The organism is Niastella vici (genome assembly GCF_002077945.1).
Classification (GTDB): domain Bacteria; phylum Bacteroidota; class Bacteroidia; order Chitinophagales; family Chitinophagaceae; genus Niastella; species Niastella vici.
Map to the genome: position 1 here is coordinate 401,550 of NZ_LVYD01000013.1, position 15,379 is coordinate 416,928.

The window sequence follows — 15,379 nt, forward strand, 5'->3', positions numbered from 1 at the left end:
TTGACTTTTTTATTTTGCATATATCTGATGCTACTTCTTTATACCCATACCAATACCTCCCGGCTACAATATATTATTGATTTTATTGGGAAGGAGCTATTTGATGAAGCGATAGAAATAACTACCGATGAGGCGTATTTCAAAGCATCAGCCAGGCCCCGTTTAAACTATTCACAGCAGGAGTTTTCTGAAGGAGAATTCTTCCTACGCAATGCACCCCTGCTTTTTGAAACGGGTATCCGGCAACTGCCAGTGGAATGTTTTGAGATCAATTTTCATAAAGCATTTTTTGAAACGCAGGGCGATTTCCCGTTCGACATTTTTGCCGCATCATTTTACCTGCTGAGCCGGTACGAGGAATACCTGCCCCATCAAAAAGATGAGTATGGCCGTTATGCGCATACCAATTCGCTGGCCTTTCGCGAACACTTCTTACCGCAACCATTGGTTAATTACTGGCTGCAATCATTCAAAAAAGTCTTGCAATTCAAATTTCCTGACCTGGTTTTTAAACAGAACCAGTTCAAATGCGTATTAACGTATGATATCGACATTGCCTGGTCGTACCTGCATAAAGGATGGATGCGAACTTTAGGTGGTTTTGTGAATTCGATCTGTAAAGGAGAGTGGGCAAGGGTAAAGGAAAGGTGGCTGGTATTAAAAGGGAAGAAAAGAGATCCATACGATTGTTTTGAATGGCTCGATGCCTGGCATTTGTACTGCCGGCTGAAGCCTTATTTCTTTTTTCTGACCGCAAAAAGAACGGCCCGCTACGATAAGAACACGCCCTGTCAAAGTAAAGCCTTTCGTGATCTCATAAGCTATTATGCCGATGCCTATCACCTGGGGGCGCATCCTTCGTGGCAAAGCGGCGACGATGCCAGGCTGTTAAAAGAAGAGCTGGAATGGCTGGAAGTGGTGGGTGATAAAAAGATAGTACATAGCCGGCAACATTATATTCGTTTCTCCCTCCCTGTTACCTACAGGCAACTCATACAGGCGGGTATTGAAAAAGATTTCTCCATGGGGTATGGCAGTATAAACGGGTTCAGGGCCTCGGTATGTTCCCCGTTTTACTGGTACGACCTGGAAAAAGAAGAAGCTACTTCGCTGATGATCTATCCGTTTTGCTTTATGGATGCCAACTCCCTGTTTGAGCAAAAGCAAAACCCGCAGCAAACCTATAACGAGCTCATCCAGTACTATGAGCGGGTAAAAGGCTGTAAAGGCGTTTTTATTCCCATTTGGCACAACTATATTTTAGGCACCGATCCATTATTTGCCGGTTGGCGCGAGCTATTTGAATTGTTTATGAAAGAGACCGTGTACTGGGATGCGTATTATGATGAGGTGTAATTACTGCCGTAAACAAAAATTCCAGGCTTCGGGAAATATGTCCTGAAGCCTGGAACGTGTATGTAGGTTTAAACAGAAATGCTAGTGTTTAAAGTGCCTGATGCCGGTCATTACCATCGCTAACTGATGTTGCTGGCAATATTCAATAGAGTCTTTATCGCGTACGGAACCACCGGGCTGAATAAAGGCAGTGATACCGGCCGCATGACCCAGTTGAACACAGTCATTGAACGGGAAGAATGCATCGCTGGCGAGCACGGCGCCATTCAGATCAAATTCAAACTGACGGGCTTTTTCAAGCGCATGGCGTAATGCATCAACACGGCTGGTTTGTCCGCAACCTTTACCGATCAGTTGTTTGTTTTTAACCAGGGCAATGGCATTTGACTTCAGGTGTTTGCAAACGATGTTGGCGAATACCAGGTCAGTTCTTTCGGCAGTATTGCTTTCACGGCCGCCAGCTTCCTTCCATTCCAGGTAATTGCCTTTATCTTCTCCCTGCGCCAGCACACCATTAAGCACCGATTTATATTGATTGGGACGGCTTGCCGTTGTTTTTTGCTGTAACAGAATGCGGTTCTTTTTTGATTTTAATACCGCCAGGGCGTCATCAGCAAAAGCGGGGGCAATCAATACTTCAAAGAATATTTCATTGATGGCATCGGCAGTTGCTTTATCTATGGTCTTATTACAAACCAGTACACCGCCAAAGGCGCTTTCGGGGTCGCCGGCCAGGGCAGCATCCCAGGCAGCCTTTACTGTATCTCTTGAAGCTATGCCGCAAACATTGGTGTGTTTAATGATGCCGAAAACTGCGCCGGTTTCTTCAGAAAAATCGTTGATCAATTGCACGGCAGCGTCAACATCAACCAGGTTATTGTAAGAAAGCTCTTTCCCGTTCAGCTGATCGAACAATTGGTTCAAATCGCCATAGAACACGCCTGTTTGGTGAGGGTTTTCGCCATACCGCATTGTTTTGGGGTTGGGAATTGATTCCAGGAAATACAGGTCGCCTTCGGGACTGAAATATTTTGCAATTGCCACATCGTAATGGGCTACAATTTGGAAAGCTTTGGAAGCAAATGCACGGCGTTGTTCCAGCGTAGTAGTGCCGTTTTGTGCAGTCAGCATATCGGCCAGCACCTGGTAGTCATTTTTTGCCGCTAAAACCACCACATGGCTGTGGTTTTTGGCTGCAGCGCGGATCATGGATGGACCGCCGATATCAATTTTCTCAATGATCAGCTTTTCTTCATTTGTGCTGGCGACAGTTTCTTCAAAGGGGTACAGGTCAACTATAACCAGGTCAATTTCAGGAATGTTGTATTGTTTCATTTCCTGCAGGTCCAATTCCAGCTCCCTGCGGCCGAGGATACCACCAAAAACGGAGGGGTGAAGAGTTTTTACCCGGCCTCCTAAAATAGATGGGTAGGTGGTTAACTGTTCAACCGGCACCACCGGAATGCCCAATTTCTCTATAAATGATTGAGTACCACCGGTAGAGTAAATTGTTATGCCCTGTTGGTGCAACACCTTTACAAGGGGTTCAAGGCCATCTTTATAAAAAACGGAAATTAACGCACTCTGTATCTTTTTGGTCATAGACATATATTAAAGAGATGAAACGTCAGGTATAAATGGGGCTATTGGATCGTTCGGGGGTGACTGCCATCGGGGGCAACCACCTTTCTTAAAGGGCGCAAAGGTAGGTTAATACAGGTTGAAAACAAAAGCGCCCTTGTCGGCCACAGAAAAGGCGGGAAGCCCCAAAGAATCGCATTCATGCTGCCATCTGGCTACTTTCCACGAAGGGTTTGATGCGTCAAAAACGAATTGGCGGCAGGGAAAAACACCGGTAAGTTCGGTTATTTTAATGGGTGGGTTTTTCAAAAGAACGATGATGTCGACAGGTGTGTTTGTCGTTCTTCCGTTCCCGTTGACCGGCCGGTCGATCAGTAAAAGGGATGTTTTACCGAACCGGAAAAAGTTCTTTTCACCCGGTGAAATCCCGGGGGTAAATGGGTTAATTACGCGGTGTAGTAACCGGCAGGGATGCAGGTGAAATTGTTGCAAAGTATGATCCTGAACCATTGTGCTGTCGCCTGTAAAAAAGTATTGCTGACCTATCATAACGTCAATGGCACTGTGTTTGGGGACGTTGTATACGATGAGCTTTTTTTGCTGCCGGGCCTTCCAGATGTCGGCCACTCTCAATGCCGTAAAAAGCAGCATGGATAATAATGCAATGCGAACGCCGGACTTCCGGTTCTGCAGTAACCACCAGGCAATAGCGCTTATGAAAACATACAAACAGATCAACTGCGGCAAATTTATTAGAAGATCGTTTACGGTTGCAAAAGGCAGGCGGCTTACCTGTTCAATAAAAGTATTCAGCCAGTAAATGCTGTGTTGTAACAAATAACCAATGAACGTGGCCAGTATTGGAAACATACCAAACGCGCATAACAGTATTTCTCCAAAAATGATAATACTTGATAATGGAACGGCCAACAGGTTGGCAACAAGAAATAAATTAGGGAACTGGTGAAAATGATAAACAGATATTGGTACAGTGAGTATTTGCGCTGCCAGTGTAACGGAAACCGACTTCCAGATTGCGTCGAGAATTTTATTGGGAACAAATACCAGGTTATATATTGGCTTATAGAAAATAGCCAGGCTCAGTACGGCGGCATAGGATAGCTGAAAGCCGGCATCCCACAACCAGAAAGGATCATAGCAAAGAAGCAGGAATGCAGAAGCGGCCAGGCTATTATAAACAGCAATTTTTCCATTTAAATGAGACCCTATGACCACACAGGTGAACATGACGGCAGAACGCAATACAGAAGGCGAGTTGCCTGCGATACAACTGAACAGCCAGAGCCCAACAATGATCAGTGCAGGTTGAATAATTTTGCCTGCTTTTCGATTTGCCAATGGCTTGCATACCAGCATTAATAACCAGTATATTAATCCAAGATGTAAGCCAGAGATAGCGATGATGTGCACTACGCCGGTATTGGAATAGGATTGAACCAGGCTTTTGTCAAGATCATCTTTATAACCAATAAGCATGGCTTCGGCGAGGCCCGCTTCTTTAGGGCCCGGGATATATTTTTTGAGCAGCGCTACTATTTTCTCTCTTGTGGATAAAAGATATTTCCTAAACAGGTTTTCATTTTCTATTTTGAGCGCTACAAACTCGCCTTGCTTCAGGTATACCTGGTATGAAATGCCCTGAAAAGTGCAATACCGCTGATAATCAAAGCACCCCGGGTTACCTGTATTTTTTATCGATTGCAAAGCTTTATAGAGTAACAGTTGATTGCCATAATGAAGATGTTGAGCAGAACTGTTTTTCTGAAAATAAAGAAGGATTTTTCCGCTGGCTTTGCTAAATGAATGGCCCCTGAAAACTGCCTGAACAGAAGCAATGGATTTAAAGGATTGATTTTTTTCAGACAGTGGTTCTTCAATGGTTACCAATACAACCTTTCCTGCAGAATACTGACTCGTAATATTCGACTGTTGATGTCGTATATCCTGATAAAATAATAGTAAACCTCCTGTGGCAAATAACATTGCGTGTATGCATACTCCGTTATGCCATTGGGCACGGTATTGGCGTGATAAAGGCAGCATTGAAAATACCCAGAGAGCGATCAGGCTGAGGGAGAAAAGCAGCCACAGAAAAAGAAGGGAAAAGGGCCAATACCACTGACAATCAATGCCAGCAATAACCGGAATTATAAGGCGAATAAATGGCGATTCTTTCCAAATGGGCCAGGCAGGCAGATGAGGCATACCAAAAAGAAAAATTACAATGGAATAGATAAAAGCGAGGGGATCCTGTGAGTATGAATGGGGGCTTTTAAAAAAACAAACTACCTACTTTATCAAAAAGGACAAGGCTAATGGTAAAAAGATAAAGCAGGTAGTTTGAAAAGGAAAAATTCTGTTCTCAGAATAAAATTTCCTCAAGAGGATTTGTAGGATAACAAAAGCCTTGAGGAAATCTGTCGGCGGGTTTTCACAGGACCATTGGATTTCTAAAACGGGATGATAGCAACTCTCCATGTCTAATTTCTAACAAAAACCGGATACATGCCAGAAATGCGCGATTTATTAGATACGGTTTTTTGGACGGGTAATAAACGGTCAATTAACCCCCGTAAAAAGACGGGGGTAACCGGCGTTGTATTAACGGTTGTTTTCTCATCTTTTAACGGTATTTGAACCGTCTTTTTCACGTGACTAGTTGAACTTCTTCACTTTATGAATAATAGTAATTTGTAATTCTATGACTAACACCTAGTTGTAGCCGAAAATCTCTATGCTTGTGCCGTTACTTTTACATCGACAACACAATCACTCATATCAAAACTCACAAGCTATGACTACAATTGAAAAAAAATCCTTAAGGGTAGGTAAATACGTTGACATGAACCATGTGAATACCCTTGTTCGCACATATAAACAAGAAAGGTGGAGCCAGAACTCTGAGCGATTGGGACATGAGGATACACTGAGTCTTTACTATTCCATCGAAGAACTGGAAGAGTTCCTGCAAAGATCAAAAGAAGCTGGAGCCAATACCGTTACCATTCACTTTGGGGTGTATCCCGAGAATTTTACTGAGAGACCTGCTTCAGCCGGAAAACAAACAACCGTGTTTGTTGCAACAGAGATTCAAGAAACAGAATCAGGAGCTACGCATAAGAATATTTACCTGGATACGCCAAAAGGCAAAACCCTTCTGGCTTATAATATGAGTCAACCAATGCCCGGAGGCGATGGTTGGGGGGGCGATGATGGTTTTGGTATCACAATTATCGACAAGGGTGAAAAAGGCATGATTGTAGTATAAAATACTTTACACTTTATATAATTAAATCCGGCATATGTATATGCCGGATTTTTTTTTATTGCTGAATTTTCTACATTAGCGCCGATGAACTTTCCTGCGCTTTTAATTGAGATAATTTGCCTGCTGGCGTCTGTAAACCTGTTTTTACAGGCTTCTATACCTAAATACCTGAAATCGTTTTCCTTCTTCATTGCTTTAACGATCATTATTGAGATAACTGGTTATGAATTAAGGAAGCATGTGTTTACTGTAAACCTGTTATATTGCTTCTTTACAGCTTTTGAATTTGTGTATTACCTGTTGATCATAAGGTTTATTATATACAATCAAAAAGCCAAACGAATCATTTTCTGGGTCATGATAGTTTATCCCATTTTGGTTACTATCAACGTATTCTTTATACAACCAGGAACGTTTCATACTATTACCTACTCGTTAGGCTGTTTATTGGTAGTGCTAGCGTGTATCTATTATTTTTTTGAGATATTTCGAATTACACACTCTGTAAATCTGGTAAAAGAACCGGCTTTCTGGCTATGTACGGGACTGTTATTCTTTTACTCCTGTTCATTACCCCTGTTTGGTTTATGGAACCAATTGCATGGTTTGCCAAAAATCCTGATAAAAAATTTGCGAGCCATTCAAACAATCCTGAATCTTTTATTATATTCTTTGTTTTCCATTGCTTTTTTATGCAGGACCAATCTGAAAAAAAATAAGGCCAAATTGGTATAATACGGTAATGTTGTAAAATAGACTAACTGTAGCAACGATAGAGTATGCATTCTCTTAATAAACGGAAATGAGTAAATACGTTTTTGACGCTTACCTTGTTCTATTGCTTATTGGTACTTTCACTGGTTTTTATTATACCCGGGGGTTAAATAGAACTTTCCTGCCCTTAAAGTTGTTGCCCTGGTTCCTGTTGCTGACATTTATAAACGAAATATTAGCAATGACATGGCCCAAAAGGTTGGGTGGCAACTATTTCATATACAATATATACCTGATATTTCAGTTCTGTTTTTACAGCTATATGTTGGTACAGATGATAGAAAACAGGCGCATGAAACAATTGTTGACCTGCCTTGCCATCGCATACTCCATATTTGCCACCCTTAATATTGGGGTGATACAGGGAATGCATACTTTTAATACCCTTAATTATTTTACCGGCGCGGTTATTTTATCCTTTTTCAGTGGTTATTCGTTAAATGAACAATTTAAAAAAGACATAGCCTGCAATCCGTTCAAAAAGCCTTACTTCTGGATCGCCAGCAGTATATTGGTGTTGGAGACCGCTATGGTTCCCTTGCTCTTGCCCCCCTATTTTGACCTGCATTTATCAAAAGTAGAATTGAGGTTAATAAGCATCCTGCTTAACCTGATAAACCTTATTGTTTATTCCATGTTTATAGTGGCATTCAGGTACCTGTATAAAAACAGCGTGCGTTCGTCGTTACAGCGTTAAACTTTATACTAAATTGCCACGCAATGGTTCTGATATGAATTCGGAGATCTATATAGTAATAATAATAGGGGCTATACTGGCGGTGTTCCTCGTAGGCTTTATTGTTACCATTCTTTTCCTGTACCAACGAAGACAGCATCGGCAGGAGCTGGAAATAACACGCATGAAAGAGGAGTATGAACGGGAAGCACTGAAATCGCAACTGGAAATACAGGAAGAAACTTTTAAGAATATCGGGCAGGAACTGCATGATAATATCGGCCAGATGCTGTCGGTAGTAAAACTTAGCCTGGCTGTATTGCCAATGAACGACAAGCATGAAGCCTGGGAGCCGGTGCAGGGCGCCCGCCAGGTATTGAATAAAGCCATGGTCGATTTGGCAAACCTCACCAAGAGCCTTCATACCGACCGTATAACCCAGATCGGATTGGCAGAGTCGATTCATTTTGAACTGGAGAATATTAACCGCACCGGATTGTTGGATATTGAATATTCAGTAAACGGCATAGAACAAAGTCTCGACGATCAAAAATCAATTGTGTTGTTCAGGGTATTCCAGGAAAATCTCAACAATATATTAAAACACTCGAAGGCCAAAAAGATACAGGTTGCCTTAACTTACCTCGACGATAAGTTCATCATGAAAATTATCGATGATGGCATAGGGTTCAATGTGGCGGAAAAGAAAAATTCCACGTCCTCTGCGGCTGGTGTTGGATTAAAGAGTATTTTCAACCGGGGAAAGCTTATTGGTGCTGATATTGATATGCAGAGTGAGCCCGGTCATGGTACTGTTGTGACCATTCAATTACCTTTACCCCATTAAAAAGTGAATGCGCGATAAATGACGGTTCATAAAAACATACAGGTAGCAGTTGCAGATGACCACACATTGCTGCGTAATGCGCTGGCACGTTTGATCAATTCTTTTGAGAACTATAAAGTATTGTTTGAGGCCAGTAACGGGCAGGATGTTAAGGAAAAGCTCAGTAAACACATTATACCCGACATTATTTTGCTCGACGTGAATATGCCGGATATAGACGGGTATGATACGGCCAAATGGATCTACAAGAATTTTCCGCAGGTAAAGATCCTGGCTTTGTCTATGTTCAGCGATGAGAACATCATCATTCGTATGCTGCGCCTGGGCGCCAAAGGCTATATCATGAAAAATGCCGAGCCCGAAGAACTAAAGCTAGCCCTTGATTCTGTATTGCATAAAGACTTCTACCTTTCTGAACTTATTTCGGGTAAGATCATCAGCGGGCTGCATAAAGACATGGATAAACCGAATGAACCCGTATCACTCACCGAAAAAGAACGAGAGTTCCTGAAATGGGTTTGTACCGAGCTCACCTATAAGGATATCGCCGGTAAAATGTTCGTAAGCCCCCGTACGGTAGATGATTACCGCAATTCATGTTTTGAAAAGCTGGGCGTAAAGACCCGCGTGGGGCTGGTTATTTATGCCATCAAGCATAATATGGTTGAGATTTAAAAAATGCAACTTATACATCAATAAAAAAGCCTCTCGATTTCCCGGGAGGCTTTTTCTTATGTAGGTTACAATGAACTACTTGCTCAGGTACATACTTCTGTCTTTGTAAAGCTGACGGAAGTAAGGATCGCGCAGGTCCTTAATAAAGCGGATAGCTTCACCTGTACTTTTCATTTCAGGTCCCAGCTCTTTGCTAACTCCGGGGAATTTTTCAAAGCTGAACACCGGTTCTTTGATCGCATAACCCTTCAGGCGTTTCACGAATTTGAAATCGCGCAGTTTATTGGCGCCTAACATGATCTTGGTAGCAACGTTCAGATACGGGATCTGGTAGGCTTTTGCAATAAACGGGGTGGTACGCGATGCGCGTGGATTGGCCTCAATCACATACACTTTGCCGTCTTTGATGGCAAACTGAATGTTGATAAGCCCTTTGATATTTAATTTGAATGCGATCTTGCGGGCGTACTCTTCCATGGTTTCAACGATCAGTGGGCTCAGGTTGAACTGAGGCAACACAGCATTGCTATCGCCGCTATGGATACCTGCCGGTTCAATGTGTTCCATTACACCCATTATATGAACTTCTTCTCCGTCGCAAATGGCGTCTATTTCGGCCTCCTGGCAGCGGTCGAGGAAATGGTCAATGAGGATCTTGTTACCAGGAATGTGTTTCAGCAGGCTTACTACCGCTTTTTCCACCTCTTCATCATTGATCACGATCCGCATTCTTTGTCCGCCCAATACATAGCTGGGGCGAACCAGTACGGGATATCCTACCTTGTTAGCTACTTCAACGGCTTCATCAACTGTGTACGCGGTTCCGTAGTTAGGATAGGGGATCTTCAGTTCTTTCAGCATATCGCTGAAGCGGCCGCGGTCTTCCGCGATATCCATATTGTCGAATGAAGTACCAATGATCTTAACACCTTTCTTGGTCAAACGTTCAGCGAGTTTCAGGGCCGTTTGTCCGCCCAACTGCACGATCACGCCTTCCGGTTTCTCATGTTCTATCAGTTCCCACAGGTGCTCCCAGAATACGGGTTCAAAATACAGTTTATCGGCCATGTCGAAGTCGGTTGACACGGTTTCGGGGTTACAGTTCATCATGATGGCTTCGTAACCGCATTCTTTCAGGGCCAGCAAGCCATGCACGCAGCAGTAGTCGAATTCAATACCCTGGCCAATGCGGTTGGGGCCTGAACCCAGGACGATCACTTTTTTGCGGTTGCTGACTTTGCTTTCGTTGTAGTTGCCCGATTCGAAAGTAGAGTAGAAGTAAGGTGTTTTAGCTTCAAATTCGGCGCTGCAGGTATCAACCATTTTGTAAACGCGGGTTATGCCTGCCGCTTTCCGTTTGGCATATATTTCTTCATCACTGCCATCCTGCATTATTTTAGAGATCTGCTCATCGCTGAAGCCCTGGAATTTGGCTTCTTTCAGCAGTTCGATGGGCAGGGTGGCGGTTTTATATTTTACGATCTCTTTTTCGATATCTACGATCTTCTTAACCTCGTTAATGAACCAGCGGTCGATGCGTGTTGCTTTGGCAATGGTGCCTACTGATACACCGCCCATGAGGGCATCTTTAATGCGGAAGATGCGGTCCCATTTCGGGGTCTTGATGTATTCGATGAGTTCTTCGGCGTGCATCTGGCTTTTTCCGTAGTAACCCAGCCCAACCGCGTTGTTCTCGAGGCTCTGACAGGCTTTCTGAATGGCTTCGCCAAAGCTTCTGCCAATGGCCATAACCTCGCCCACGCTTTTCATTTGCAGGCCCAGTGTATCGTTGGCGCCTTTGAATTTATCGAAGTTCCAGCGGGGCATTTTAACGATCACATAATCCAGTGCGGGCTCAAAGTAAGCCGAAGTGGTTTGGGTGATCTGGTTCTTCAGTTCATCGAGCGTATAGCCAATAGCGAGCTTGGCGGCTATTTTGGCGATGGGGTAACCGGTGGCTTTGGAGGCCAGGGCCGATGACCGGCTTACGCGGGGGTTTATTTCAACTGAAATGAGTTCTTCTGTATCGGGATTCAGGGCGAACTGAACGTTACAACCGCCGGCGAAGTTACCCAGGCTGCGCATCATCAGAATGGCCTGGTTACGCATATCCTGGAACGCGGTATCGCTCAGGGTCATGGCCGGCGCCACGGTAATGGAATCACCGGTGTGCACACCCATGGGGTCAATGTTCTCAACTGTACAAATGATGGCTACGTTATCATTTTTGTCGCGCAGCAGCTCCAGCTCATATTCTTTCCAGCCCAGAACAGCTTTTTCTACCAGCACTTCATGTATGGGCGATGCTTTCAAACCTCTGTCGAGGGCCGCTTCCAGTTCGGTTTTGTCGTGAACGAATCCGCCTCCGGTTCCACCCAAAGTAAATGAAGGGCGAATAACCAGCGGGAACCCTATTTCCTGGGCAAATTCCTTTCCTTCGAGCAGGGAGTTGGCCACTCTTGACGGAGCAACCTGAACGCCTATTTTGAACATCAGCTGGCGGAATTTCTCCCGGTCTTCAGCTGTATCGATGGCGGCTATATCAACCCCGATCATTCGAACGTTGTATTTTTCCCACACACCCAGTTCCGCAGCTTCTTTAGCCAGGTTTAAGGCTGTTTGTCCTCCCATGGTCGGTAGCACCGCATCAATCTGGTTTTCTTCCAGTATTTGCTCAATGCTCTCTACCGTCAGTGGCAACAGGTACACCTTGTCTGCCATCATAGGGTCGGTCATAATGGTAGCAGGATTGCTGTTGATGAGAATTACTTTAATTCCTTCTTCCCTGATACTACGGGCTGCCTGTGAACCGGAATAATCAAATTCACAAGCCTGGCCGATAATAATGGGACCTGAACCGATAATTAATACTGACTTGATAGAAGTGTCTTTTGGCATTTTGAGTAAAGAGCGATTTTTTTTGAATAAACCTTGTTGAACCTTCATCCGGAGCCTGTTTTGCCACAACGGGGTGGCGATATTGGCGGGATAAATTGCGCAAAAGTAAGGTAGCGGGGGGAATTTTGCCGATTAATTTTATAAGAAGCCGAAGCCCGGAAGTACGGGGCCGGAAGACATTGGTGGAAGAGGCGGGTAAATGGGTCATTATGAGATAGAACGAAGGGCCCACGCATTAAAATTCCTTTTAGGCTTCATTGGGGAAACGACCGTTTGTTAAGCGGGAAAGAAGTAGATGGCAGAATGTAGAGAGTAATAAATGGAATTATGAGCCGGTAACTGGAAACTGTGCGCCTGCCTGGGGGTGCGAAATAAAAAAAGCCTTCACCATCCGGCAAAGGCTTTGAATTGCTGGCTGAAATTTATCGTAAATCAGTTGTTGTGAAAAGCGGCTAATTCAATATCATCAAGCGCAACGCCACCACCCCGTACCAGTTTCTTCTGTTCGGCTATTTGTCGTTTTTCATCAAAACGACTTTTGATACGGAATACCCATTTTTGTTTAGCTTCATTTCCACGAAAGATACCTACTATCGTGCCGATCGACAGAGCCAATAAAAGTATCAACCTGTTCCTTAGCGTTTTCATAAAACCGAGTTTGTAAAATTATTCGTTCCAATTCCTTTTTTAAGACAACTTATATAAGCCAAATGCTGTTCCAATGTTGATAAAAATCATACCACTATGTGGGTATTTTTTAAAAATTAACACATCAAAACCCTTAATGGTCCTCTTTTTATTTTATTCTGGTTTTTTGGTGCAGGTAACCCGCTTAATATTTAATTAATACAAAAATTTTTTCTCAATTTCACACCGCTCTGATCTGCTTTTAATACAGGCTAGTGGATAGTGGGTAGTGGCATTTTGCCCTGTTCATAAAACCACCGGTATTATGATGATAAGAACCAATTTTTGCATAACATTTTGCCGGTTATTCCCCCAACCACTTAGTTTTGCAGCCTTATCAATAACTATAAACAGTTCTGATTAATCAAGTCAAAAGAACCTATGAGAATTCTCACACTATTGTTGCTGTTGAATTGCACCAATCTGGTTGCCCAGATCTTTCCGCCAACCAGTTATCCCCAGGGGTATTTCCGCGATCCGCTTGATATTCCCATGCGGCTGGCAGGCAATTTTGGTGAATTACGCCCCAATCACTACCACATGGGTTTTGATATAAAAACAAATGCCCGGGAAAACCTGCCTGTATATGCGGCCGCAGATGGTTATGTCGGCCGAATTAAAATAGAACCTTTCGGGTTTGGCCGCGCGATCTACGTAGTACACCCTAATGGGTTTACTACAGTATATGCTCATTTGAATGCTTTCAATCCTGCATTGGAAAAATGGGTAAAAGACCAGCAATACCAACAGGAATCGTGGAAGGTTTTTCTCGAATTGCCGGCCAATCTTTTCCCGGTAAAGAAGGGAGATTTCCTTGCCAATAGTGGTAATACCGGTGGGTCGCAGGCGCCGCACGTACATTTTGAAGTGAGGCGTACCAACGGCGATGTAAACCTGAATCCTTTTTTATTCGGGTTCCCGGTCGATGATGCCGTTCCGCCCCAACTGCAGCGGTTGGCGGTGTACGACAGAACAGTAAGTGTATATGAACAATCGCCCCGGTTATTTCCCGTACGGGCCATTTCCGGTTCTACTTATATGCCCACCCCTTCGGTAATTACTGTTACTTCGCCTGTGGTGAGCTTTGCCATTGGGGCCTATGACACTCAAACCGGTTCCACCAATCATAATGGCATTTTTGAATCGACCCTGCTGGTTGATGAACAACCGGTGGTTGCTTTCAGAATGGATAATATCAGTTATAACGATACCCGCGACCTGAATGCGCATATTGATTATAAAACAAAGTTCCAGGGCGGCCCTTTTTTGCAATTCCTGACCGAACTGCCGGGTTATGCGAATGCCATTTACCGCCGCAATAAAGGGAATGGCGCCATAGATGTAAGCGACGGCGCCGTACATACGGTTTCCATTGTAGTAAAAGATGCCATTGGAAATACCAGTACGCTTAATTTCAAAATTCAATATTCCGGAACCGATCCGGAGCGGCCAGCGCCTGCCGGCAAAAAGTTCTATCCCCAGATGATGGACGGTTTTGAAAGCGCCGATTGCGAGTTTTATATTGGTGAACGCTGTTTGTACGATTCGGTGCATATCCGGTACAATAAGTCGGCTAATACGAATACAGAGGTAGTATCGTCGATCCATACTATTGGGGCGCCGTATATTCCTTTACGGGATTCTTTTCTCATACGGCTTCAGCCCACCCGGCCCCTTACCGATGCCGAAAGATCACGTACCGTGATGCAATGGTTTGTTGGCACTAAAAAAGAAGTTCAAAAAGTTCAGTGGCAGGGCAACTGGGCCTCGGCCCGTTTCCGCGATTTTGGAAGTTTTCAGTTGGTGGTTGATACCGAACCGCCGGTGATTGTGCCCATTGGTTTTACTGATGGTTCCAATATGAGCAAAGCTGTTCGCATAGCGTTTACAGTAAAAGATAATTTGGAGGAATTTAAAAAAGTACGGGTTCTGCTGGATGGGAAATGGCTGCGATTTACCAACGACAAAGGGAAAACCTTCCTGTACTCTTTTGATGAAAAATGTATGGGGGGCCAGCATGAGTTAAAGATCCACGCTGAAGATGAAGCGGGGAACGTAACCGAGAAAACGTATAATTTTACCCGCTAATTTGCATATTATATGATCACGTTGAAAGAAGGCGATAAGGCGCCGGCATTCCAGGCAAAGGACCAGAACGGTAAAAAGGTATCATTGAGCGAATTCAAAGGGAAGAAGGTAGTGTTATATTTTTATCCCGAAGACGATACGCCTACCTGTACGGTTCAGGCCTGCAATTTGCGCGATAATTATGCTATATTGAAGAAGAACGGATTTGAAGTGTTAGGGGTTAGTCCGAACGATGAAAAAAGCCACAAGAAATTCGAGACGAAATTCAATTTACCATTTACACTGCTGGCCGACCCCGATCATGCCATCATAAACAAATACGGGGTGTGGGGCGAAAAGCAAATGTTTGGAAATAAATACATGGGCGTTCACCGCACCACTTTTGTCATTAATGAGAAAGGCGTTATCAGCAGGATCTTTTTGCGGCCGAAGAATAAACAGCATGCGGAGGAGATAGTGGAAGCTGGTAAATAAGTTGATTGATATCAATAAATTAAGGCGGGTAAAC

General features: G+C 43.8%; 11 protein-coding genes. 7 read left to right on the forward strand and 4 right to left on the reverse strand.

Features of this window, described 5'->3' with window-relative positions; genetic code table 11:
- Window positions 1-27: 27 nt before the first annotated feature.
- Entirely contained in the window at window positions 28-1,356 is a 1,329-nt protein-coding gene (locus A3860_RS07290; protein WP_081145889.1) for a DUF7033 domain-containing protein, read from the forward strand.
- An 81-nt stretch (window positions 1,357-1,437) separates the two neighbouring features.
- Here the strand turns inward: A3860_RS07290 and purH are convergent, their stop codons facing one another.
- Window positions 1,438-2,958, reverse strand: coding sequence for a bifunctional phosphoribosylaminoimidazolecarboxamide formyltransferase/IMP cyclohydrolase (purH, locus tag A3860_RS07295; RefSeq protein WP_173820184.1), 1,521 nt, complete (start codon window positions 2,956-2,958; stop codon window positions 1,438-1,440).
- A 108-nt stretch (window positions 2,959-3,066) separates the two neighbouring features.
- On the reverse strand, window positions 3,067-5,163 hold the full coding sequence (locus A3860_RS07300; protein WP_081145891.1) for a ComEC/Rec2 family competence protein: 2,097 nt from the start codon (window positions 5,161-5,163) through the stop codon (window positions 3,067-3,069).
- A 589-nt stretch (window positions 5,164-5,752) separates the two neighbouring features.
- Between A3860_RS07300 and A3860_RS07305 the strand changes: the two genes are divergently transcribed.
- The 4 genes from A3860_RS07305 (at window position 5,753) to A3860_RS07325 (ending at window position 9,198) form a co-directional block, all read left to right on the forward strand.
- Window positions 5,753-6,226, forward strand: coding sequence for a hypothetical protein (locus A3860_RS07305; RefSeq protein ID WP_081145892.1), 474 nt, complete (start codon window positions 5,753-5,755; stop codon window positions 6,224-6,226).
- 802 nt (window positions 6,227-7,028) lie between these two features.
- Window positions 7,029-7,697, forward strand: coding sequence for a hypothetical protein (locus A3860_RS07315; protein WP_081145894.1), 669 nt, complete (start codon window positions 7,029-7,031; stop codon window positions 7,695-7,697).
- A 34-nt stretch (window positions 7,698-7,731) separates the two neighbouring features.
- Window positions 7,732-8,523, forward strand: coding sequence for a sensor histidine kinase (locus A3860_RS07320; RefSeq protein ID WP_081145895.1), 792 nt, complete (start codon window positions 7,732-7,734; stop codon window positions 8,521-8,523).
- Between the two features lie 18 nt (window positions 8,524-8,541).
- Window positions 8,542-9,198, forward strand: a complete 657-nt coding sequence (locus A3860_RS07325; RefSeq protein ID WP_081145896.1) for a response regulator transcription factor — start codon at window positions 8,542-8,544, stop codon at window positions 9,196-9,198.
- 75 nt (window positions 9,199-9,273) lie between these two features.
- Here A3860_RS07325 and carB read toward each other — a convergent pair whose 3' ends face one another.
- Window positions 9,274-12,096 (reverse strand): carbamoyl-phosphate synthase large subunit, encoded by a 2,823-nt coding sequence (carB, locus tag A3860_RS07330; protein WP_081145935.1) that lies wholly within the window; start codon window positions 12,094-12,096, stop codon window positions 9,274-9,276.
- 432 nt (window positions 12,097-12,528) lie between these two features.
- The gene (locus tag A3860_RS07335) at window positions 12,529-12,744 is read right to left on the reverse strand and encodes a hypothetical protein (protein ID WP_081145897.1); all 216 of its coding nucleotides are present in this window, start codon (window positions 12,742-12,744) and stop codon (window positions 12,529-12,531) included.
- Between the two features lie 420 nt (window positions 12,745-13,164).
- Here A3860_RS07335 and A3860_RS07340 point away from each other — a divergent pair, with 420 nt between their 5' ends.
- Together A3860_RS07340 and bcp are read left to right on the forward strand one after the other, a co-directional pair.
- Window positions 13,165-14,871 carry a M23 family metallopeptidase gene (locus tag A3860_RS07340; protein WP_081145898.1) on the forward strand — a complete coding sequence of 569 codons (1,707 nt, stop codon included), beginning with the start codon at window positions 13,165-13,167 and terminating at the stop codon, window positions 14,869-14,871.
- Window positions 14,872-14,883: 12 nt separating this feature from the next.
- A complete protein-coding gene (gene bcp / locus A3860_RS07345; protein WP_143773983.1) occupies window positions 14,884-15,345 on the forward strand; it encodes a thioredoxin-dependent thiol peroxidase in 462 nt (153 codons plus the stop codon).
- Window positions 15,346-15,379 lie beyond the last annotated feature (34 nt).

Coding starts and splice junctions, on each gene's coding strand:
- A3860_RS07290 (WP_081145889.1), top strand. CDS start 28: ATGCTACTTCTTTATACCCATACCAATACCTCCCGGCTACAATATATT.
- purH (WP_173820184.1), bottom strand. CDS start 2,958: ATGACCAAAAAGATACAGAGTGCGTTAATTTCCGTTTTTTATAAAGAT.
- A3860_RS07300 (WP_081145891.1), bottom strand. CDS start 5,163: ATGCCTCATCTGCCTGCCTGGCCCATTTGGAAAGAATCGCCATTTATT.
- A3860_RS07305 (WP_081145892.1), top strand. CDS start 5,753: ATGACTACAATTGAAAAAAAATCCTTAAGGGTAGGTAAATACGTTGAC.
- A3860_RS07315 (WP_081145894.1), top strand. CDS start 7,029: ATGAGTAAATACGTTTTTGACGCTTACCTTGTTCTATTGCTTATTGGT.
- A3860_RS07320 (WP_081145895.1), top strand. CDS start 7,732: ATGAATTCGGAGATCTATATAGTAATAATAATAGGGGCTATACTGGCG.
- A3860_RS07325 (WP_081145896.1), top strand. CDS start 8,542: ATGACGGTTCATAAAAACATACAGGTAGCAGTTGCAGATGACCACACA.
- carB (WP_081145935.1), bottom strand. CDS start 12,096: ATGCCAAAAGACACTTCTATCAAGTCAGTATTAATTATCGGTTCAGGT.
- A3860_RS07335 (WP_081145897.1), bottom strand. CDS start 12,744: ATGAAAACGCTAAGGAACAGGTTGATACTTTTATTGGCTCTGTCGATC.
- A3860_RS07340 (WP_081145898.1), top strand. CDS start 13,165: ATGAGAATTCTCACACTATTGTTGCTGTTGAATTGCACCAATCTGGTT.
- bcp (WP_143773983.1), top strand. CDS start 14,884: ATGATCACGTTGAAAGAAGGCGATAAGGCGCCGGCATTCCAGGCAAAG.